This is a genomic window from Bowdeniella nasicola, from assembly GCF_001907295.1.
Lineage (GTDB): Bacteria > Actinomycetota > Actinomycetes > Actinomycetales > Actinomycetaceae > Bowdeniella > Bowdeniella nasicola.
The window spans coordinates 1-20,828 of record NZ_MQVR01000046.1; the positions used below are offsets into that span (position 1 = coordinate 1).

At 62.4% G+C, this 20,828-nt stretch carries 18 protein-coding genes and 4 pseudogenes; 14 read left to right on the plus strand and 8 right to left on the minus strand.

Annotated features, from left to right (window positions below; all coding sequences use genetic code 11):
* Positions 1-428: pseudogene (locus BSZ39_RS08210) on the plus strand (IS256 family transposase); the annotation flags it as partial.
* Here the strand turns inward: BSZ39_RS08210 and BSZ39_RS15050 are convergent.
* The 6 genes and pseudogenes from BSZ39_RS15050 to BSZ39_RS14240 form a co-directional block, all read right to left on the minus strand.
* Positions 394-980 (minus strand): annotated as a pseudogene (locus BSZ39_RS15050) (dicarboxylate/amino acid:cation symporter). The pseudogenes BSZ39_RS08210 and BSZ39_RS15050 overlap by 35 nt on opposite strands.
* Positions 981-1,250: 270 nt before the next feature.
* Positions 1,251-1,880: a response regulator transcription factor gene (locus BSZ39_RS08225; protein ID WP_073716867.1), complete on the minus strand. Its 630-nt coding sequence runs from the start codon at positions 1,878-1,880 to the stop codon at positions 1,251-1,253.
* Positions 1,877-2,911, minus strand: coding sequence for a sensor histidine kinase (locus BSZ39_RS08230; protein ID WP_222842905.1), 1,035 nt, complete (start codon positions 2,909-2,911; stop codon positions 1,877-1,879). Before BSZ39_RS08230 ends, BSZ39_RS08225 begins: the two co-directional genes overlap by 4 nt.
* Before the next feature lie 160 nt (positions 2,912-3,071).
* Positions 3,072-4,457, minus strand: a complete 1,386-nt coding sequence (gene mgtE, locus BSZ39_RS08235) for a magnesium transporter (protein WP_073716868.1) — start codon at positions 4,455-4,457, stop codon at positions 3,072-3,074.
* Positions 4,458-4,836: 379 nt separating this feature from the next.
* Positions 4,837-5,358: an acyl-CoA dehydrogenase family protein gene (locus BSZ39_RS14235; protein ID WP_281247123.1), complete on the minus strand. Its 522-nt coding sequence runs from the start codon at positions 5,356-5,358 to the stop codon at positions 4,837-4,839.
* Complete coding sequence (locus tag BSZ39_RS14240; RefSeq protein ID WP_222842907.1) at positions 5,279-6,052, minus strand: acyl-CoA dehydrogenase family protein; 774 nt, start codon at positions 6,050-6,052, stop codon at positions 5,279-5,281. The genes BSZ39_RS14235 and BSZ39_RS14240 overlap by 80 nt, the downstream gene beginning before the upstream one ends.
* 245 nt (positions 6,053-6,297) lie before the next feature.
* On the opposite strand from BSZ39_RS14240, the pseudogene BSZ39_RS08245 reads away from it, so the two are divergent.
* Positions 6,298-6,693, plus strand: a pseudogene (locus BSZ39_RS08245) (N-6 DNA methylase); the annotation flags it as partial.
* Here BSZ39_RS08245 and BSZ39_RS14915 read toward each other — a convergent pair.
* Both BSZ39_RS14915 and BSZ39_RS15055 read right to left on the minus strand, forming a co-directional pair.
* Positions 6,620-6,958 carry a ClpP family protease gene (locus tag BSZ39_RS14915; RefSeq protein WP_222842908.1) on the minus strand — a complete coding sequence of 113 codons (339 nt, stop codon included), beginning with the start codon at positions 6,956-6,958 and terminating at the stop codon, positions 6,620-6,622. The pseudogene BSZ39_RS08245 and the gene BSZ39_RS14915 sit on opposite strands and share 74 nt — an antisense overlap.
* A 374-nt stretch (positions 6,959-7,332) precedes the next feature.
* Positions 7,333-7,662: pseudogene (locus BSZ39_RS15055) on the minus strand (MerR family DNA-binding protein); the annotation flags it as partial.
* Positions 7,663-7,865: 203 nt separating this feature from the next.
* On the opposite strand from BSZ39_RS15055, the gene BSZ39_RS14245 reads away from it, so the two are divergent.
* From BSZ39_RS14245 to BSZ39_RS15060, 12 genes are all read left to right on the plus strand, one after another.
* A complete protein-coding gene (locus BSZ39_RS14245) occupies positions 7,866-8,930 on the plus strand; it encodes an iron-siderophore ABC transporter substrate-binding protein (protein ID WP_073716869.1) in 1,065 nt (354 codons plus the stop codon).
* A 58-nt stretch (positions 8,931-8,988) separates the two neighbouring features.
* Positions 8,989-10,041 (plus strand): FecCD family ABC transporter permease, encoded by a 1,053-nt coding sequence (locus BSZ39_RS08265; RefSeq protein ID WP_073716870.1) that lies wholly within the window; start codon positions 8,989-8,991, stop codon positions 10,039-10,041.
* Positions 10,038-11,111 carry a FecCD family ABC transporter permease gene (locus tag BSZ39_RS08270; protein WP_083603099.1) on the plus strand — a complete coding sequence of 358 codons (1,074 nt, stop codon included), beginning with the start codon at positions 10,038-10,040 and terminating at the stop codon, positions 11,109-11,111. Before BSZ39_RS08265 ends, BSZ39_RS08270 begins: the two co-directional genes overlap by 4 nt.
* A 32-nt stretch (positions 11,112-11,143) precedes the next feature.
* Entirely contained in the window at positions 11,144-11,944 is an 801-nt protein-coding gene (locus tag BSZ39_RS08275) for an ABC transporter ATP-binding protein (RefSeq protein ID WP_245792468.1), read from the plus strand.
* 194 nt (positions 11,945-12,138) lie between these two features.
* Entirely contained in the window at positions 12,139-13,191 is a 1,053-nt protein-coding gene (locus tag BSZ39_RS08280; protein WP_073716872.1) for an ABC transporter substrate-binding protein, read from the plus strand.
* Positions 13,188-14,276 (plus strand): ABC transporter substrate-binding protein, encoded by a 1,089-nt coding sequence (locus tag BSZ39_RS08285; RefSeq protein ID WP_073716873.1) that lies wholly within the window; start codon positions 13,188-13,190, stop codon positions 14,274-14,276. The genes BSZ39_RS08280 and BSZ39_RS08285 overlap by 4 nt, the downstream gene beginning before the upstream one ends.
* Positions 14,277-14,586: 310 nt before the next feature.
* Complete coding sequence (locus tag BSZ39_RS13895; RefSeq protein ID WP_158025137.1) at positions 14,587-14,736, plus strand: hypothetical protein; 150 nt, start codon at positions 14,587-14,589, stop codon at positions 14,734-14,736.
* 414 nt (positions 14,737-15,150) lie between these two features.
* Positions 15,151-15,555: a GNAT family N-acetyltransferase gene (locus tag BSZ39_RS08290; protein ID WP_281247124.1), complete on the plus strand. Its 405-nt coding sequence runs from the start codon at positions 15,151-15,153 to the stop codon at positions 15,553-15,555.
* Between the two features lie 87 nt (positions 15,556-15,642).
* A complete protein-coding gene (locus BSZ39_RS08295) occupies positions 15,643-16,413 on the plus strand; it encodes an IclR family transcriptional regulator (RefSeq protein WP_073716875.1) in 771 nt (256 codons plus the stop codon).
* Positions 16,413-16,859: an alternative ribosome rescue aminoacyl-tRNA hydrolase ArfB gene (gene arfB, locus BSZ39_RS08300; RefSeq protein WP_073716876.1), complete on the plus strand. Its 447-nt coding sequence runs from the start codon at positions 16,413-16,415 to the stop codon at positions 16,857-16,859. The genes BSZ39_RS08295 and arfB overlap by 1 nt, the downstream gene beginning before the upstream one ends.
* Positions 16,860-17,023: 164 nt before the next feature.
* Positions 17,024-20,281: a type II CRISPR RNA-guided endonuclease Cas9 gene (cas9, locus tag BSZ39_RS08305; RefSeq protein WP_073716877.1), complete on the plus strand. Its 3,258-nt coding sequence runs from the start codon at positions 17,024-17,026 to the stop codon at positions 20,279-20,281.
* 49 nt (positions 20,282-20,330) lie between these two features.
* A complete protein-coding gene (locus BSZ39_RS15060) occupies positions 20,331-20,753 on the plus strand; it encodes a CRISPR-associated endonuclease Cas1 (protein WP_073716878.1) in 423 nt (140 codons plus the stop codon).
* The last annotated feature ends 75 nt before the right edge of the window (positions 20,754-20,828 follow it).

Sequence of the window (20,828 nt, forward strand, 5' to 3'; positions counted from 1 at the left end):
TCGCCGGAGTCAGTACTCGGCGAATGGACAAGCTCGTCAAGACTTTGGGCATCGACCGGCTATCCAAGAGCCAGGTCTCCCGCATGGCCGCCGATTTGGACGAGCACGTGGCCGAGTTTCGGCACCGCCCGCTGACCGATGCTGGGCCGTTCACGTTCGTGACTGCCGACGCGTTGACGATGAAGGTCAGGGAAGGCGGCCGGGTCATCAACGCGGTCGTCATGCTCGCCACTGGGGTCAACGCCGACGGGCATCGTGAAGTGCTAGGGATGCGGGTCGCCACGGCTGAGACCGGGGCGGCCTGGAACGAGTTCTTCGCTGATTTGGTCGCGCGAGGCCTGTCGGGGGTCCGGCTGGTCACTTCTGATGCCCACTCGGGTCTGGTCGAGGCGATCAGCGCGGATCTGCCGGGCACGAGTTGGCAACGCAGGTTTCGCGAATCGTCACAGCCCCGTCGCGGAAGCTCTCGTTGTGGCTATCGATCAAATAGGCCAGGGCAAAACCGACGATCAGCACGACAAACATAATGGCCAAGATGTCGCCCTCGACGAGTGCACGGAAGATATTCTCGGGAAAAATGTTGACAAATACGTCCGCTAAGAGTGGGGCTTCCTCACCCTCTTGAGTCGCGTTCTCCGGGGCCGATAGGCCACTCCCCGGATGCACGAGCAGAACCAGCCCCAGACCAATGGAAATAGCAAAGCAGGTCGACAGCAGATAGTAGATAAAAATTTTCCGCCAATACGACCGAGCTTTTGCGGGGTCGCCGACGTAATTCCCACGATGAGCGTGGCCACGATGAGGGGAATGATCAGCATGTTGACCAGGCGCAGGAAGATTTCGCCGAAAGGCTCTAAGACCGTTGCGTCTTCGCCCCAGATCGGACCAACGATGAGTCCAGCAAGAAGGGCTATGGCCAGTTTCCAGATGAGTGGGAAATCTAGATACCGTCTCCACCACGATTTCTTTGTGGACATCATAGATTCCTTGAAAATTCAGCCCAGGGCGTGCCACCTCAAGGTGCGCTGTCTCAAGGCGTCTTCCCTCAAGATCGCTTGTCCCCCGGGTGTAACCGTCAACACCCATCCTCGCGGTGGATCTCGCGAGGCTGACCTGCATATATGTGGTTACAGGGATAGTGCACAGCCGAACGAATTACGTGACTCACAAGGCAAAGCATGACCCACGATGCTATTGGATCCTGCAGGTGTTCAGTTGAGTCTGGGGTCCATGTTCCTGAAGTGTGACGGCTAGAGTCCGAGCCGTTCGGCGCTGCGGACCAGCTCGGCCAGGGAAGAGACTTCCATTTTCCGCATCACGTGTCCGCGGCGGACTTTGACGGTGATTTCGCTCAGGTAAAGCTGAGTGGCGATCTGTTTATTCATCTGTCCTTGGACTACCAGCTTCATCACCTCTTGTTCGCCGGGGGTCAAAGACTCCCAACGCGCTCGCAAATCGGCGGTGACTGCCTCGGCCTCTCGGCGCGTACGGTCGCGTTCTAGACCTTGGAAGATCGCATCGAGCAGGTCCTGGTCGCGGAAGGGCTTGGTGAGAAACTCGATGGCCCCGTTCTTCATCGCCTCGATGGCCATCGGGATATCTCCGTGGCCGGTGATGAAGATGACCGGGCAGGTGATGCCTTCGGCGAGCGCGTGCCGGTGGAGGTCCATGCCGCTTTGCCCCGGCATCCGCACATCCAGCACCAAACAGGCCGGAGCGTCTTCCACGGGGTGGTTGAGGAACTGCTGGGCCGAGGCGAAGCTCAGCACCCGTAGGCCGACGGAGGCAAAGAGGTCTTCCACCGCGGCCCGGACCGAGGGGTCGTCGTCGACGAGGTAGACGATGGGCTCGCGGTCTGGCGGCGTCTGCTGGTGGATCATGATGGTGCTTTCTTTGGGACAACGGGTAGAGAGATCGAAAACGCAGCACCACCGCTGGCTGGGGTATCGGTCCAGATTCTACCACCGTTGGCCTCGATGATGGCTCGGCTGATACTCAGCCCCACACCCATGCCGTCGTCTTTGGTGGTCCAAAAGGCGTCGAAGAGATGGGGCTGGATCTCGGGGTCGATGCCCGGGCCGGTATCGATTACGGAGACGACAATGTGGCCGTCCTCGTGGGTGGAGGCGACGGTGATGCGACGCTCGTTGGTGGTGGAGCCGGCGAGGGCTTGGATCGCGTTGAGTAACAGGTTGCCGACGACCTGCTGGGTTTGCACCGAGTCGGCCAGTGCGCGAGGTAACTCCTGAGCAAATTCGGTGTGCAACGTGATGCGGTGGCGCCTCAGCTCGGCTTGAGAGAGCTCGAGCACCTCCTGGACGGCGGTGTTGACCTCGAAGGCATTGGTGTGCGGTGGTTCGCCTTGGGTGAGTCGGCGGATGCGGCTGATGATGGTGTCGGCCCGGTAAGCGTCGTGAAGGATCCGACCCAGTGCTTCGTGGGCTTTATCGATGTTCGGCGGGTTTTGATTCAGCCAGCGCTGGCAAGCGTGCCCGCTGGTGGTGATGGCTGCTAGGGGCTGATTGACCTCGTGGGCGATGGAGGTGGTCAGCCCCTCCAAGCCGTGGACCTGGACGATTTTTTTGAGCTGTTCTTGGGTTTGCTGGGCGGTATGCCGGGCGTCATCGGCCCGGATGATGAGAAAAGCGATCGCGATGATGATGGCGATACTCAGCCCGGTGTTGATCAGTCCGGAGTCAAGTTCTCCGTCCAGGGTGAGCGCGAAACTCACTACGGTGAGGACAACACTGACTATGGTCAACCCGATCAGCTCTCCCCGGCCGAGCGCGCTGTGGGCGACAAAGATGACCACGGTGTAGAGCACCGCGGCAGCGACCTCATAGCGGGTGGTGGTGTCGAAAATGAAGATCAGCGCCAGGGCCAGACTGATCAGTCCGTAGCGGATAGCCACACGGCCCCGGGACGGGGTACGGTTCGGGACGGATGCTGAGGTGGGTGAGTGTGAGTCAGGGTGCATGCTACCTCCGCTCAGTAACGTAATACGCAGACGCCCCCGGACTGTATCGCCGATCATAGTCCGGGGGTCTGCATGGTTTTCGAGGGCAGGTGGTCTAGACCATGAGGTGGCCCATGAACAGCCAGGCCAGTCCGAAGTAGATCATCACGCCGAGCAGGTCCATGATCGAGGTGATCATCGGCGAGCTCAGGGTAGCGGGGTCAGTGCCGATCCGGCGGGCCATGAACGGCAACAGGGCGCCAACCAGACCACCGATGATCATGCAGACGGCCATGGAGATCCCGACGGTGAGCAATACCTCGATGCCGATCCCCTTGCTGAAGTAAGCCAGGATGATTTCCAAAATACCGATGACGATACCCAGGCAGAGCACCACCGGGATTTCGCGTTTGATCACGAACCACAGGTCGCGCCAGCGGAGTCGGACTTCGCCCAGGGCCATCGCGCGGATGACCAAGGTGGCCGACTGGCTCCCGGTGTTTCCGCCGGCGTCAACGATCGGGGCAATGAAGGCCGCCAGAATAACGATCTCTTCCAACAGGGCTTCCTGTCCGGCCACGATGGAGCTGGTGACGATACCGAAGACGGTGAGAATCGCCAACCAGAAGACGCGGGTCTTGAACAGGTTCCAGAAGGATGAGCTGCGCAGGCTTAGGTCCGGACCGCCATCGATGGAGGCGTTACCGCCGAACTGGGCGACCGAACGGCCGCGGCTCTGGCTGGTAACGTCCATGGCGTCATCGACGGTGACGATGCCAACCAGCATGCCGGACTCGTCCACGACGGGCAGAGCAAGCAGGTCGTATTCGGCGATGATCTCGGCAATGGTGTCGGTGCTAGCCCCCGACCGGGCGAAGACCGGATTGCGGCGCATCATGTCGCCGACCCGCGTGCCTGCCTGGGCAACCAGCAGTTCGCGCAGGGACAGCACACCGATCAGCTTGTGGTCTTCATCGATGACGTAGATGTCGTAGATGGTTTCCTTATCCGGGGCCTCCTGGCGTAGCTTCTCGAGCGCGTCGGAGGCCAGCAACTCACTGGTCAGTGTCGCGTAGTCGGAGGTCATGATCGACCCGGCGGTACCCTCGGGGTAGGCGCCCAACCGGCGGATGTCTTCCCGCTCGGCGTGGGCCAGAGCGGGCAACAGCGCGGATTGTTCCTCGGCGGTGAGTTGCTTGAACAGGTCGACCCGCTCGTCGTGGGACATGGCGGTGATCAGAGTGGCCAGTTGCTCGCGGTTGAAGATCCGGGCCAGCTCTACCTGAATGTGGGGGCGCAGATGCCCGAAGATCTCGGCCTGACTACGGTCGGAGAGCGCCAAGAGTGCTTTGGCGGCATCGTGCCGGGTCAGGGTGACCAGGTGTTTGGCAATATCGGCTGCGTGCAGTTCCCGCATCGCCGAGCGGAAGGCATCGGGGCTCTGTGTGTTCTGCTCGGCCACGGCATCGCGCAGGGCTGTGTTAATGAATTCACGTGTCATGATCAGGCTCCGTTCTGGATGGAGTGTCCTTCAAGAAGGGTTAAAAAGCGCGATACGGCACGGCTCATGACATGACGTAGCGCCAGATAGATGACAAAAGATGAGAAAGATGACGTGCGGAGAAAAGCAGGTCGGGCCGGAGCGTTAGTCCCCAGCACACCGGGCGTCTGAGGTGACGGGGTGACGCAGTGGGTGGCCGGTGGAGGACCATCGTCGATTCGGTTTCCTCGGCATGCTACACCTCCCGTTCAGATTGCTCGACATCCTGCAACGGAATTAATCATTCCACCCGATGCAGTCCGGACCCAAGGAGCACCGAGGTATGGTCGATATACCTTCGTATATCTCGAGCTGAGTGTAGCGCTGGGGATAGGCAGAGCTAGCCGCCGGTTTTGCGGGTGAAAGCAGAGATGCCGGTGATATCCCGACCGACGATCAGGGCCTGGATGGAGTCAGTGCCTTCGTAGGTGGAGACGACTTCCATATCGGTCAGGTGCCGGGCGACGTGGTGTTCCAGCAGTAATCCGTTGCCACCCATCATGTCGCGGGCTTGACGGCAGATGGCCAATGCGGTGCGGGCAGTGGTCATTTTGACTAACGACGCCATGGCCTGGGTGAGCTGGTCTTGTTCTTGCAGTTCGGCCATCCGGGTGGTGAGCAGCTGGATTTGAGTCAACTCGGCGAGCATGGTGGCCAGTTTTTCTTGCACCAGCTGGAAAGAGGCAATCGGGGAGCCGAATTGTTCGCGCTCCAGGGCGTATTGGGCAGCGAGTTCGAATCCGGCCATGGCGTGGCCGACGGCTTCCCAGCTGGCCCCCTCCTCAGGTGGCGTTGAGCACGCGGGTGACGCCGGCGAAGGACTCGCAGTGCACCAGCCGGTTCTCCTCGGGGACGACGACATTGTCGATGATGATATCGGCCTGCACGATGGCGCCTTTAGCTAGCTTGCCCACGATCGGGGTGGGCCGATATCCGGGTGAGAAGGTGCCGTCAGGCTGTTTTTCGACGACGAAGACTTTGGCCTCACCGTCGACGACATCCCGGGCGTAGACCACGGTGCGATCGGCAGCGTGACCGTTGCCGATCCAGCGTTTATGGCCGTTGAGCACCCAGGTGTCACCTTCACGGCGGGCTGAGGTTTCGAGCGAGACCGAGTCGGAGCCGTGGGCGGGCTCAGATAGGGCAAAGGCCCCGGTTTTGGCCATCCGAGCCATTTCGGGTAGCCAGCGTTGGCGTTGTTCTTCTGAGCCCAGCAGGTAGATCGAGCCCATGGCGAGGTTGGAGTGGACGCCGAGGAAGGTGTTGATGGATCCGTCGATGCGCCCGAATTCTCGGGCGACGATGCCGGCGCCGAGACGGGAGAGCCCGGGGCAGCCGTAGTCGGGGATGTAGGTGCCGACCACACCGAGTTCGGCCAACGGTTCCAGCACCGCGGTGGGTAGCTCCGCCCGCTCCCAGTGCTCGTTGATGACCGGCAGGATGTGTTCGTCCCCGAACACTCGGATGCGGTCGCGTAAGTCGAGGAACTCAGGGCTGAGGCTTGCGTCGAGCTGAAAGTAATCGGCGTGGTGGATGACATCGTGCGGTGTTGCCATGGTGGGTCCTGGGTGGTTGCTCTTGTCGCGACTATGGTCACCTTCGACCGCGACTTCGGCCGCTTCGGTGTGCGCGTCCTCGTGCCGGCGAGCTCGCAGCTCTAGCTCGACGATCTCGATGCGCGCTCGAAGGACGGATTCTGCGGGCGCTCCGGGCGGCTCGACGACGGTACGGACGACGCCCCACGGCCTGGGTGCACGGCGGCTGTCGGTGCCCCTAGCTACGGTTGACCTCAACCGACACAAACGTCCGCGCGAACGCCCGGCACAATCTCCTCTACCTCAACGAGACGCTGCAGCGGGTGTTCGCGAACATCGAGGGGTCGGCGGTCGGCACAGCGAGCGAGCAGGACCTCAAGGGGCTCTTCGACGATCTCGACGTCAACAGCAATCGCCTCGGAAGCACCGTCGAGCAGCGGAACAAGAAGCTCGCAGCGCTGCTCGAGGCGGTCGGAGATCTGCCGCTGGGTCGTTTCGGCGACAACTCGATCGACCTGTTCGGCGACGCCTACGAGTATCTGATGACGATGTACGCCTCGCAGGCGGGGAAATCGGGCGGCGAGTTCTTCACCCCGCAGGAGGTTTCGGAGGTGCTCGCGCGCATCGCGGTGGCGGGGAAGACGCGCGTCTTGTCGCGATACTGGGCTTGATGAACTTCATCGTGTCGTAGATGGCGAGCATGGCACTAGGGTCACCACCTTCGCAGTTGATGTAGAGCTGGATGTCGCGATCCGGGCTGTCTGCTTCGAGATACAGCAGTTGCGCGATCAGGGCATTGGCGACGCCTGCGTCGATCCCAGTTCCCAAATAGACCACGCGTTCGGTGAGTAGGTGGGAATATACGTCCATAATGCGTTCACCTCGTGGGTGCTGCGCGATGACATTGGGAATGGTGTAGCTGCTCATCCCGTTCCACCCGTCTGGCGGTTTTCACCTTTGGCTCCCGATGGTTCGGGGACAAGCCGAGGAAATCGCACATTCCGCCGCGCGCGAAGGCGTCCTCGTCACGCCTCCAACGACTATGAGCACTGACCCCTTGAATGTGGCCTCAGGTCTCCGTATCTGCATCGGACGCCCTGATCCCCGTCAACTCGAACGTGGGCTTGCTCGGCTCCGGAAAGTCATTCAGAAGACGCTCTTAGCGCGAAGAACGCGGAGAAGGCCAAGGGGCTCCTGAATGGTCAATGACGGAAACAGCGTCGGAGGGGAGTTGAGTCTGTGAACGATTCTCGAGCCGCACGACTCGGTGAGGCATCCTATGCGATCACAGCTGAGGTGGCTCATTGTGCGTCAACTCCCGAGGGATACTGCAATCTCCTCGCGCCAGGGCCTTCGGAAGAAAGCTGGTCGTCAGGGTTGAGCACGCGGCATGTATTGAGTGAGAGACGCCCACAACCGATGCACCCCACTAGTTCTTTTTCAAGACGTTCAAGTTCCCTCCGCCGCACCTCAAGTCGTTCATGCCAACGTTTGGAGATTCTGTGCCAGTCGGTCTTTCCTGGCATCCGATTCTCAGGGAGTGAGTCGAATACTCGGGCGACTTCGGCCAGTGGAATGCCGAAACGGCGGGCGGCGGTGATGATTCCGATCCGGCGAAGCACATAACGCGGATACCTGTCTCTTCCCTGAGGGCTGCTCGTGCGGGTGCCCGCTCACGTCGATGCGACAGGAGCAGCGGTGAGCTTGTGTCCGTCCAACGCAAAGAGGTGTCCGCTATCGGCAACCATCACTGCGTAGCGTGAACTAAGGTACGCCTAACTTGGCCGCCGGTCGTCCTTCCCCGGAGACACCCGATCACGTCCTGAGAGGTCCCATGTCCGTTCTGCGTCACACCAGCGCGCTCGTCACACTCGCCACATTGGCCCTTGTGGCCGCCGGCTGCTCGTCCACACCCGACTCGAGCGCAGCCCCCGACGGGGCGGCGGCGACGGAATCGAGTTACCCTCGCACGATCGAACACGCGTTGGGCGACACGACGATCCCGGAGAAACCGGAGCGCGTGGTGACGCTGAGTTGGATGAACCACGACATCGTCGCCGCGCTCGGCGTCGTCCCGGTCGGCGTTCCCGAGACGTGGGGCGGGGACGAGGAGGGCTTCACCCCGTGGTTCCGTCACCAGATCGAGAACGAGCTGAACGCGCAGATGCCGGAGGTCATCAACGTGACCGAGGACGGCCCTGACTACGAGCAGATCCTGGCCCTCCAGCCGGACGTCATCATCGGCGTGTACTCCGGCTTCACCGAGACAGAGTACAAGCGGCTCAGCGAGATCGCCCCGACCGTTGCATACATGGAACGGCCGTTCACTGCCGGCACCTGGCAGGAGCACACCGAGATCATCGGTAAGATCCTCGGCGAGGAAGACAAAGCCGCCGAGCTGATCGAACAGACCGAGGCAGCCATCGCCGAGGAAGCCGCGAAGTACCCCAACCTCAAAGGGGCCTCGTTCCTCTACAGCACGACCTTCTCCTCGGGGGCAACGGAGATCACCGCCTATATCAGCGAGGATCCGCGCGTGCGGCTGCTGCACGAGTTCGGCATGGTCGACACTCCGCAGCTCGCTGCGAAGACCGCAGACGTGCCGGCGGACACCTGGTACGGCGGCATCAGTCTCGAGGAGCTCGATTCGGTGGAGGCGGATGTCGTCCTGGCGTGGTCGTATGCCGACGCCGACACCAAGCACACGCTCGAGCACCCGGTCTTCAACCGGTGGGACCCGATCGCGAACGGCCGCTACTTCATCGCCGAGGACAACACGCTCGGCATGGCCACCAGCGGTCCTGACGTGCTCAGCATCCAGTGGGCGATTGAGCAGGGCTACATCAAGGACATCTCCGCGGCGATCGACGGTGGCGCCGTCGTGCACACGGCTGAGTGACACGGTGTCCCAGGACTCCTCCCATCGATCCGGATTCGAGCAGGTGAGCGTCCCGACAGTGACAGCCGCCCGTGCGCTCGAGGAGCGGGCGGCACCGTCCGGTGTGGCCCGCTCCGGGGCGTTTCGACTGGCTGGTCTCGGTGTCGCGACTGCCGTGCTTGCTGTCGTTGTCATGCTCAGCGTTGGCGTCGGAGCTCGAGCTATCGCACTGCCGACGATCTGGGACGCGCTGTGGGCGTATGACCACACGATCGATGAGCACGTGATAATTCTCGAGCTGCGCGTGCCGCGCACAGTCGTCGGCTTGGTCGTGGGCCCGGCGCTCGGGATGTGCGGGGCGCTGATCCAGGCGTACACTCGTAACCCCCTCGCTGATCCCGGCATCCTCGGCGTGAATGCCGGGGCGACGTTCGCGGTGACGATGGCGGTCGGGTTCCTCGGCATCGCCGCGCCGCTGGGCTATGTCTGGTTCGCGTTGCTCGGCGCCGGCGCTGTCACGATACTCGTGTACGCGCTTGGCGCCGTCGGCGGCGGCAAAGCCACCCCGGCGAAGCTCACCCTCGCGGGTGTGGCGATCAGCGCAGTGCTGGGCGGCCTCACCACCGCGATCGTTCTCGGCAACCGCGATGCCTTCGACGACCTCCGATTCTGGGGCGTCGGATCCATCGGCGGACGACAGCTCGACATCGTCTTCTCCTTTGCCCCGCTGGTTTTATTCGGGCTTCTGCTTGGCCTTGGTGCCGCCCGTGCGCTCAACGCCCTCGCCCTCGGAGACGAACTCGCCGCCTCGCTCGGCGTTCGCACCGGCCGAGTGCGGATCATCGTGATCATCGCCGTCACCCTGCTCGCCGGCACGGCGACCGCGCTAACGGGACCGATCGGGTTCGTCGGGCTCATGGTCCCGCACGTCGTGCGCTGGTTCGTCGGTCCCGACCAGCGATGGATCTTCGCCTACACGTTCGTCGTCTCACCGATTCTGCTGCTGCTGTCCGACATCCTCGGACGAGTCATCCTTCCCAGCGGAGAACTGCGCGTAGGGCTGGTCACCGCCGTCATTGGTGCCCCCGTGCTCATCCTCCTCGCACGACGACGGGTGGTGAGCGGCCTATGAGCACCAGCACCCGCCGCCGCGCCGGGCGCGACACCTTCGACCACGGATACCGCGCGATCGCCATTCGCGTGCCCCGGGTCTCGGGAGTCGTGAGTGTGCGTGTCCTCGCTGTCTGCACCACCCTCGCACTGCTCACCCTGATCCTCGCGGTCGTCTCCCTCACGCTCGGCACCTACCCCGTACCCCTCGGCGACATCGCCGCCGCGCTCACCGGCACCGCCGGCAAGCAGACGCACATGCTCGTGGTGGGATGGAGACTGCCGCGGGCACTGTTCGCCATCGCCTGCGGCATCGCTCTCGCCATCGCCGGCGCCATCTTCCAAACCCTCACCCGCAACCCGCTCGGTTCCCCGGACATCATCGGCTTCTCCTCCGGCTCCTACACCGGCGCGATCCTCGTCATGCTCCTGCTCGGATCCACCCGCTACCTCGACATCGCCGCAGGCGCCATCCTCGGCGGCATCATCACCGCTGCCATCGTCTATCTCCTCGCCACGGTGGGCGGATCCGTGCAATCGTTCCGGCTGATCATCATGGGCATCGGCGTCGCCGCCCTGCTCTCCTCGCTCAACTCCGCACTCATGCTGTCCACCAGCGTCGACACCGCCATGCTCGCCGCCGTCTGGGCAGCCGGATCCTTCAACGCACTCGGCCACGACCAGCTCTGGCCCATGTCAGTGCTCCTGCTCATCCTGCTCGCCGCCGTGACGATGCTCGCCCCGGGCCTGCGCCAGCTCGAACTGGGCGACGACGCCGCCCAGTCTCTCGGCTTGCGCGCCAATCGAACCCGCGCGCTCTCCGTGGTCCTCGGTGTCGCCCTCACTGCGCTCGTCACCGCTGCCGCCGGCCCCATCTCCTTCATAGCCCTCGCCGCCCCACAGATCGCGCGCCGCCTGGTGCGCGGATCGGGGCTGCTGCTCGTCCCATCGGCGCTCGTGGGCGCATTCAGCCTGCTCACCTCCGACGTCCTCGCCCAACGTATCGGGATGCCCGTCGGAGTCGTCACCGTCTCACTCGGCGGCACCTACCTCTCTTGGTTGCTGATTTCGGAGTTCCGGAGAAAAACATGATTACCACCAGCCCTGCCACTCACACCACTGCTGTGGACGCAGTACGCGCGGTCGCCGTGCGCGCCGGATACGACAAGCGGATCATCGTCGACGGCGTCGACATCACCATCGCCCGTGGCTCCTACACCGCCATAATCGGCCCCAACGCATGCGGCAAATCAACCCTGCTACGCACGATTGCCCGCGTCCTCCCGTCCCTCGACGGTTTGATCCTGCTCGACGGAGACGACATCCACCGCCTACCGCCGAAACAGCTCGCCACCCGGCTCGGCCTGCTGCCGCAAACCTCCCTCGCACCGGACGGGATACGCGTCGCCGACCTCGTGGCCCGCGGGCGCTACCCGCACCAGGGCATGTTCGACCGGTGGTCCGCCGAGGACGAGGCCGCCGTCACCGCCGCCCTCGAAGCGACCGGCACCGCCGACCTGTCCGGAAGGCTCGTCGACGAACTCTCCGGCGGGCAGCGTCAGCGCGTCTGGGTCGCGATGGCCCTCGCCCAGCAGACCCCGGTCCTACTCCTTGACGAACCGACCACATTCCTCGATATCTCCCACCAGTACGGGCTCCTCGAACTGTTCGAGACCCTCCGCAGCCAGCTACGCCGCACCATCGTGGTCGTCCTGCACGACCTCAACCAGGCCGCCCGGTACGCCGACCACCTCATCGTCATGAAGGACGGCGCGGTCGTCGCGTCCGGTGCACCAGACCAGGTCCTCACCGCCGAGCTCGTCGAGGACGTCTACGACCTTCCCTGCCTCATCCAACCCGACCCCGAGACCGGGACACCCCTGGTCATCCCTCGCCGAACCGTCCGACGATCGCTTGCTGACTGAAACGGCCACTTACCAGGGCTCTCAGCGACATCACACCGGGCTCGTTCACCCCGTCGGGAATCGCTTGCCCACGTCCCCGGAGAAATGTCGCGAGGACGACGATAGCTGTCCGTCAAGCGAAAACAGCGACGGATAGCGTCGGAGGTAAGGGTTACCTTATCCCGCTGAATCATCTCTACTCGTGAGGACTGTCCATGCTCTCTGCCTCCCGCCGCGCCGCGCTCGCCGTGCTGGCCTTCGCCCTTCTCCTCTCCGGATGCGCGTCTGCGCCGCCGCACGCGGGGGCCGAGCAGCGCGTTTTCGCCGAGCCGGAGGACGGCGCGTATCCGGTGACGATCGACCACGCGTACGGGTCGACCGAGGTCACAACCCAGCCGAAGCGCGTCGTCGCAATCGGCTGGAGCGGCGCCGATATCGCGATCCAGTTCGGTACGGTTCCGGTCGCGCAAGGTAACGCAACCGGAATCGAGGGCGACTACTACCCGTGGGTCTCCGAAGCGATCGGGAAGCTCGGTGCACCCCTTCCTTCCCTAAACCCTTCGCTCGAGCGTGGGGAGGTCGACCTGGAGTACGTCCTGATGCAGCAGCCCGACCTCATCGTCGCCATCAACTCCGGAATCACCGAGGCCGAGTATAAGGCGCTGTCCGACATCGCACCGACGATCGCCTTCCCCTCGGAGCCCTGGGCGACCACGGTCGATGAGCACATTCAGATGATGGGTGCCGCGCTCGGGCGCCCGACCTACGCGGGCGAGATCAAGAAGGAGACCGCCAAACGCGTCGCCGACGTCGCAGCCCAGCACCCGGAATTGTCGGGAGTCACGTACCTGCACAGCTTCCTGCCCTCCGACGACGGACAGGTCGTCGTCTTCGGCTCCGTCGACCCCCGAGCCCAGATTCTCGAAGCTCTCGGGCTTGAGCCCCTCGCCGGAACGCTCGAACTGCAGCGCAAGGCAGGCGACCCCGCCAGCTTCACCGTCAGCATGGAGCAGTTCCTGTCGCTGAGCCCCGATGTCCACGTCGTCATCTCCGATGAGGACACCTGGCGCGAAGCCGTTGCCGCGAACGCCGCATTCCAGAGTTGGGCGCCTGTGTCGGACAACCGGGTCGCACTGATCGACGACCCCGCCACCGGGCTTGCCCTCGCTACCGCGACCCCGCTCGGCATCGACTGGGGCATCGACGCCATCGCCGACAGGATCAGCCGCGTCGTTACCGAGACCCGCGGGGAAGGAGGCGCATCGTGACCTCCGATACGATTCGGGAGGTGCCACGTCAGGTCGGGCTGCGCCGCGTACTGGCTCCGTTCGTCGTTCTGGCTCTCGCGCTGTCTTTGACGGCGTGCGGATCATCGGCAGGCGACCGCCCGACCTCAGGGCAGCAGCCGGGCCGCTTCCCGATATCCGTAACGCATGCGCACGGCGAGACGAGTATCCCGTCAACTCCAGAACGAGTGGTTGTCCTCGGGGGCAGCGCCGAAGACGCGGTCGCCGCGCTGGGCGTCGTTCCCGTCGCGGTCCCCAAAGAATACGGCACGCCGGACGGATATAGCGATTGGTTCCGAGAGCATGTGACTGTCGAACTCGGTGCCGAACTGCCGCCGATTCTCTCGCCAGGAAAGGACGGTGTCTACGACCCGGAGGAGATCCTCAGTTACGCCCCGGATCTGATTTTCGCGCCATACTCCGGGATCACCGAATCCGACTATCAGCGGCTCAGTGAAATCGCCCCGACGATCGCCTATGCGCGCACACCGTGGACTTACGGTTCGTGGTCGGACATCGTCGAGCTCGCAGGCACCGTGCTGGGACGCCCTGAGCAGGCTGCGGAACTGATCTCACGAACGCAGGCAGCGATCGATTCAGCGCGCGATGCGCACCCTCAGCTCGAAGGGAGGACCTTCATCTTCGGCGAGTGGCTGGAAGACGGTTTCACGGACCTTGCCGTCTACTCGCCGGATGACCCCCGCCCTACACTGCTTCGTGAGTTCGGGATGACTGACGACCCGTCCGTCGTTCAGGAAGTCGGCTCATTTGGGGACGACTACTACGGCTCCGTCAGCCTCGAGAGACTGGATGCGCTCACCACCGACGTGTTCATCGGATGGTCGAACTCCCCAGACAAGATCGCGCAGACTCTCGCCCATCCGCTGATGTCGCGGTGGGCTCCGATTGCCGAGGGCCGCTACTACTACTTGGAAGACCCGGAGCTTCTGATGGCAGTCACTACTCCCTCCGTGTTGAGTGTCCCCTGGGCCATTCAGCACGGATTCCTAGATGACATCACGTCCGCGCTCGGGGCCGATGCGGTGGTGCGCACCGGCGACGAATAGCGGTCACGCCGAGCAGTGAACGCTGGCGTCTGCCGCGACGTGGATGGTGGAGATGACGTCATCGTGAATGGGTGGAAGCAGACGGTGTGATGTGACTCACGATGATGTTTCGCAGTCGTCGCAGGACCTGTTCCAGCCGTCGAGCCTCGCAGCGTCCGGTACAGACCCGAAGACCGGATTCCGTGGCGGACGGATGGGTGAGGATCGTCCTGAGTGGCGTGACGGTAAGAACCTCCCGTGCCGCGGTGCCGTCCCGAACCCACCGCGTGACGAGCTCCGCCATGAGTGGGCTCACCGCCATGGTTGTGGCATGAAGGATCGCGTCGGCGCGCGCGTGCTGCCGCTCCGGGGGCACCAGCGCGCCGACCCGCAGGCTAGGACTGAGCACACGTCGAACAACTTCACCACGCAGGCACACGCGATCTATCAGCACTCGTCAGCGCCCATCTCCCGGAGGTGAACCCGCCACGAGAAGCCGATGTGCGTTCATGCGTCACGCACGCGTACACACCGTCGGATACAAAGCCGATCGAGCCGACAAGCGGGCCGCCAGGCTGGAGAGCCGCCACCCACGCGTCTGAAAGCTCAGCGATACGCGAGGGCTTCGGCGCTGTATCCCTTGCTGCTCGTAGACTGGAGACGCGCAAAAGCAGACGATCACAGGTGGGTGTGTTTGGGGCACCTCGGCTACCCCGTCTCGCCATATTTCGATCCGGTAATCCCCGCTTTTTTCGGCGACCTCGTGCTCGAGCTCGGCGACGAGGGACTCGGGCAGGGGGAGGGTGCGCACGCGCGAGGTGGAAACGTCCGTCGGTGACAGGCCTAATCGGCGGGCAAGGCGATTCGCGGGCAGGTCGGGGTCGTCGATGTCGCGATCTCCGGGGATGTCGGCCTCCGCGAAAACGAGCGAGCGGCAAGCGCCGACGAAGCCCGGTGGCGCGAGCGCCTCGTGGGTAGTCCATTGCTGGTCATCGCCGAAGTCGATGGCGAGGCCTGCGGTCTCGTGGCCGGGGACATCGAACGGGACACGGGTGAGCCGATCCTCATCTCGCTGTGGGTCAATCCGCGCTTCCGTGGCCGCGGTGTCGCGAAGGCGCTCATCACCGAGGTCGAGGAGTGGGCCGCCGCCGAACACGGCGAACTCTCGCTATCCGTACGCGACGATAACGCCGCGGCGCGCGGCCTGTACGAGGACCTCGGGTACGAAGTTGTCGGGCCCACGCCGCTGGCCGATGATGAGCATCCCGAGGTCACCATGCGGAAGACTTTCGAGTCCTAAATGTGACTGAACGCCCGACGAAGGGCAGGCGACCGGAAAGTAAAACGGGGGATAATAGGGGGAGATTTTCTTTCCGGAGGAGCAACGATGACGTCGCGCGATACCCGCACCGCAGTCGATAAAGCCATGGCGCTCTTGAGGGCCTTTGGTGACGAAGGGTCCGTTGGTGTGGGAGTCTCGGAACTTGCCCGTCGGTGTGACCTGTCGAAGTCGACGGCCTTCCGCCTGCTTGGGATCCTCGCGAAAAACGGCGCGGTCGAGCGTGCCGGAAGCTCCTACCGCCTCGGCCCCATGCTTTTCGACCTCGCCGAGCCGCAGCCCTCGCCCCATATCGACCTGCTCAACGAAGTCCTTACGCCCTACCTCGCAAAACTTTTTGAGGTGACGCGCCAGACCGTGCACCTCGCGGTCCTCGCCGGGCACGAGGTCATGTACCTCAACAAGCTGCACGCCCAGTTCAAAGTCTCCTCACCCTCGCGCATCGGCGGCCGCGCCCCCGCCTACTGCACGGCCGTGGGCAAGATGATGCTCGCCTACGATCACGACGCGATGGAACAGGTGCTCGCAGGTGACCTCCAGGCGTGGACCCCGCACACGATCACCGATCCCGCGAAGCTGCGTGCCGAGCTCGAGGAAATCCGCGAAACGAACGTCGCCTTCGATCGCCAAGAAATCATGATGGGCCTGAACTGCATCGCCGCTCCCGTCATGAGCCCCGCACGCATCCCGATCGCCTCGTTCTCCGTCTCCGGACGCGTCGGCGTGATGGACCCCGAACGCTACGAGCAGCTCCTGCGCAAGGTCTGCTTCGAGGCCGCCAAGGCGATTGCCGCGCGCCGGCGCCGCCCGCTGCCCTAATGCCGGACCTGTACATCCAGCCCGGCCCCGGGAACCCGGACGGCCTCATCATCCCCGGCCACGAGATCACCGAAAAGTTTTCGCGCGCCTCCGGCCCCGGTGGCCAGAGCGTCAACACCACCGATTCGCGCGTCCAACTGAGCTTCGACGTGCACAACTCGGGCGCTCTCACCCGCACCCAGCGCCAGCGCATCATCAAGCACCTCGCGACGCGCCTCGTTGGAGGAGTGCTCACGATCGAGGCCTCCCAGGAGCGCAGCCAGCTGCGCAATCGGAGTGAGGCGCGGCACCGGCTCGCGGAGCTCCTGCGCGCTGCGCTCATGCCGCCGCCACCGAAGCGGCGCGCCACCCGCTCGACCCGCGGCTCGGTCGAGCGTCGTCTCGCGGCGAAGAAAAACCGCGCGGCGATCAAGAAGAACCGCCAGCGCCCGCCGCGCGACATCTAGATTAAAGCGAAACTGTTGACCGGTACTGACAGGCGAGGTTATGATCTTAGTGACTGATTCCCAGTAAGTTTCACCTCGTTTGTGAAACCGAACGCTCCGCCGGCCCTTCGGGGCCGGTTTTCATTTACAGGGCATGAGCGATATTCGCCTGCTAGTCTTCATTTATGGCTGATCTCCTGCCCTATGTAGTGGGCATCGATGTAGGTACTCACTCGATTGGCGCAGTGGCCATTGAGGTTGATGAGAAAAACAATCCGATATCGATTCTCAACGCCGTTGTCCATATCCACGACTCGGGTGTAGATCCGGATAAGCGAAAGACCGCGGAGTCCCGACTAAAGACAGCCGGTGTAGCGAGGCGAACGCGGCGATTGACACGTCGACGTCGGCGCCGTCTGCAGCAGCTTGATGCGCTGTTAGAGCATTTGGGCTATCCCTTCCCGGATCTGGCAGAGCGACCAGACCCCCACACCCCGTGGAAGGTACGAGCGCGCCTGGTCCGCGAGACGATTGCGGACGAACACGAACGTAAAACCGCCATCTCGATTGCTCTTCGGCATATCGCTCGACACCGAGGCTGGCGTAACCCGTACTCTCGTGTGGAATCCCTTCTCCATCCGGCAGAAGACTCGCAGCAGCTTCTGGACCTGAAAGAGCGCGTTAAAGAGATTAAGCCAGAACTTGATCTGGCCGCCGCAACTTCGGCAGAAGTTATCACGTCCGTTGACATGTACAACGTGAAATTCCGGGGGCCTGAGGGCATGTTGGGTGGAAAGCTCATGCAGTCTGACAATGCGAATGAGATCCGTCGGATCTGCGAGATGCAGGGCGTACCAGATGACGAGGCTCGCCGACTGATTCAAGCCGTTTTCAAAGCGGAGTCACCACGTGGATCCAGTGCAGAGCGGATCGGTTTTGATGCCCTTCCGGGCCAGACACACATGCATAGGGCTGCAAAAGCACATCCGTCATTCCAGTTGTTCCGGATGCTCTCGATCCTTACCAACCTCCGAATCCGGGAGGGCAAAGGACAGACCCGGCGCCTATCTGTCGATGAGCTCCAACTCGCGGTCGGCCATCTCACGACACTCAAGCCGAAGGTGGTTCCCATTTGGGCTGATGTCGCCGAAGTCCTTGGAATCGAACGGTCGCAGCTCGTAGGCACCGCGACTCCAACCGTTGACGGCGAGCGGGCGGCGGCGCGACCCCCCGTCGATGAGACTAGCCGCCGTATGCAAGCTCATGCCCCAAAGTCCGTGAAGGCCTGGTGGGTGGAGGCTTCAGACGAGGAGCAGGCAGGCTTCATCGAGCAGGTCACCGACGGCATCCCGAGCGAAACCCCCGCAGTCCGGGATTTCTTCGATTCGTTAGATGACGACGATCTAGTGGCGTTAGATAGCCTCACGCTCACCGGCGGGCGAGCGGCCTACTCGGTCAACTCGCTCGATCGGCTGAGCGAAAGAATGCTCCACACCGGTGAAGACCTCCATGAAGCTCGGAAATCTGTTTTTGGAGTGGACGATGACTGGGCGCCCCCGGTCCCGTCCATCGGGGAACCGGTGGGAAACCCAGCTGTCGATCGAGTCCTACGCCAGATCGCGCGATGGCTCCTCGCCGTCGAAAAGCGTTGGGGCGAGCCAAAGAGCATCAATATTGAACATGTGAGGGACGGTTTCTCCAGCGAAGCGGTCTCGCGAGAACTGGACCGCCAGTACAACAAGCGAAGAGAGATCAACGAGCGCTACGCGAACGACCTGAAGGAACGGCTTAACCTCTCAGGTCCTGTGACACGTTCGGACATCATCCGTTACTCAGCAGTCGAGCGGCAGAACTCCGCATGCGCCTACTGTGGACGCGAGATCTCATTCTTCAACGTGGAACTCGACCACATTGTGCCGCGGCGAGGGCTCGGCAGCACCAACCGCCGCGACAACCTCGTAGCCGTGTGCGAACGCTGCAACCGCTCCAAGAAGAATATCCCGTTTGTGACCTGGGCTGCAAAAGCAGATATCCCCGGTGTAAGCCTCGAAGAAGCGATCTCCCGGGTGAAGTTCTGGGTGTTCCCTCCGGGGCAGATGAACGCGCAACAGATTTCGTCCTTCAAACGAGAAGTAATCGCGCGACTGAAACAGCGAGACTTCGACCCACCGCTCGATGGACGGTCAATGGAATCGGTCGCATGGATGGCTAATGAACTCCATGGGCGGGTCAAAGCGCACTTCGCAGGGGCCAGTGTCCGAGTGTTTAGGGGCAGCATTACAGCTGCGGCACGCAAGGCATCGGGCCTGGAGCGCCAGATACGTTTCTTTGGTGAGCGGGGCAAGACTCGGTTGGACCGGCGTCATCACGCCTTCGACGCAGCTTGTGTCGCGATGATGCGTCCGAAGGTCGCAGAGATCCTCACTATTCGCTCGAATCTGCGGGAGTCACAGCGACTGTCTCGGGAAACAGAAACCTGGAAGAACTACTCAGGTGCCGATGCTGCCGAGCAGTTCATTTACGCTAACTGGCTGGAACAGATGCAGGCCATGGGAGATCTCTTCAACGACGCGCTGGACAAGGACCAGGTTGTTGTACGAGAGAATCTGCGACTGCGGTTGGCGAACGGCGCCGCGCACGATGCGACTATTCGCAAGCTTCAGCGGAAGTTTCTAGGAGAAGAATTCTCAGTCAACGAGATCGATAAAGCCGCGACACCTGCTCTGTGGTGCGCGCTGACACGCCATCCGGACTTTGACAATAAGAATGGACTGGTGGCAAATCCAGACCGTGTGATCAGGGTCAATGGAACGACTCTGCGGGCAGGCGACGATGTCGAGTTGTTTGCACAGAACAGTGCGTCAATCAAGGTCCGCGGCGGATCGGCAGAGGTGGGGAACTCCATTCACCACGCCAGGGTTTATCGAATTGATAAAGGCAGTCGAGCCCCCGCCTACGGTATGGTGCGAGTCTTCCAACAGGACCTGCTTGCACACCGTCACGATGACCTCTTCACTACTGAACTGAAACCTCAATCGCTCTCCTTTAGGTACGCGGATGCCACAGTGAAACGTGCTATCTCCGAGGGGAGAGCTACCTATCTCGGTTGGATCGTCGTTGGCGATGAAATCCGTTTGGATGCGAGCCAAGTCGCGGCAGGCAAGATCGCTGAGTTCATGAAGGAGTATCCGACCATACGTTCATGGAGGCTGGATGGCTTCTTCTCCAACAGCAAGCTTCGTCTGAGACCAATACTGCTTGCTGCGGAAGGGCTCAGCGAGAATGCGTCCGAGGCATCAAAGGCAATCATCGACCGGCCTGGTTGGGTGCCTGCAGTTAACGTTGTGTTCGGGCAACTTGGTGCGCAAATTGTACGCCGGACGACTCTTGGAGAGCTTCGCACTCGGGAAGTTTCTGGAATGCCGATTTCATGGTCGGTGTGATGTGGCAGACGCATGGCGGGTACTGGATTTTTCCGAATTCTCAGGCCGAGTGAGGGGTACTCATGGTGGAATCGAGGTCTCAAACCAGGAGCGGACGGTCTATGTGCCGACGATCGACGTCGCTGTTGTGCTATTTGGAGTGGGAACGACTCTGAGTGCAGGCGTACTCCATCGACTCATGTCAGGAGGGACTTCAGTAGTCTTCTGCGATTGGAAGCGCGTCCCTATTGGAGCAGCCTACGGATGGTCTCATCACGGACGAGTAGGAGCGCGGCAGAGATGCCAAGCGACTCTTTCAGCTCCGAGGCAGAAGCATGCATGGCAACAGCTAGTTAAGGCGAAGATTGAGGGACAGGCCAATAACCTTAGAAACTGGCATTTGCCTGGCGCACAGCAAGTAGCTTCTCTGAGCGCTCGTGTTCGGTCGGGAGATCCAGCTAACGTCGAGGGGCAAGGGTCAAGTCCCTTGTAGTGGTGTAACGGCGTTTTCCTCTCGTTTGGGGTTTTAGCTTGCTAGTGCGGGCGTGTCGGTATCGGTCATGGTCGT

Excerpts from the sequence above, each read along its gene's own strand:
- BSZ39_RS14240 (WP_222842907.1), bottom strand. The coding sequence starts at position 6,052 with ATGGCAACACCGCACGATGTCATCCACCACGCCGATTACTTTCAGCTC.
- arfB (WP_073716876.1), top strand. The coding sequence starts at position 16,413 with ATGCCGGACCTGTACATCCAGCCCGGCCCCGGGAACCCGGACGGCCTC.
- BSZ39_RS13895 (WP_158025137.1), top strand. The coding sequence starts at position 14,587 with ATGAAGGATCGCGTCGGCGCGCGCGTGCTGCCGCTCCGGGGGCACCAG.
- BSZ39_RS08270 (WP_083603099.1), top strand. The coding sequence starts at position 10,038 with ATGAGCACCAGCACCCGCCGCCGCGCCGGGCGCGACACCTTCGACCAC.
- mgtE (WP_073716868.1), bottom strand. The coding sequence starts at position 4,457 with ATGACACGTGAATTCATTAACACAGCCCTGCGCGATGCCGTGGCCGAG.
- BSZ39_RS08280 (WP_073716872.1), top strand. The coding sequence starts at position 12,139 with ATGCTCTCTGCCTCCCGCCGCGCCGCGCTCGCCGTGCTGGCCTTCGCC.
- BSZ39_RS08295 (WP_073716875.1), top strand. The coding sequence starts at position 15,643 with ATGACGTCGCGCGATACCCGCACCGCAGTCGATAAAGCCATGGCGCTC.
- BSZ39_RS14235 (WP_281247123.1), bottom strand. The coding sequence starts at position 5,358 with ATGTCGTCGTCCCCGAGGAGAACCGGCTGGTGCACTGCGAGTCCTTCG.
- BSZ39_RS14915 (WP_222842908.1), bottom strand. The coding sequence starts at position 6,958 with ATGAGCAGCTACACCATTCCCAATGTCATCGCGCAGCACCCACGAGGT.
- BSZ39_RS14245 (WP_073716869.1), top strand. The coding sequence starts at position 7,866 with ATGTCCGTTCTGCGTCACACCAGCGCGCTCGTCACACTCGCCACATTG.
- BSZ39_RS08225 (WP_073716867.1), bottom strand. The coding sequence starts at position 1,880 with ATGATCCACCAGCAGACGCCGCCAGACCGCGAGCCCATCGTCTACCTC.
- cas9 (WP_073716877.1), top strand. The coding sequence starts at position 17,024 with ATGGCTGATCTCCTGCCCTATGTAGTGGGCATCGATGTAGGTACTCAC.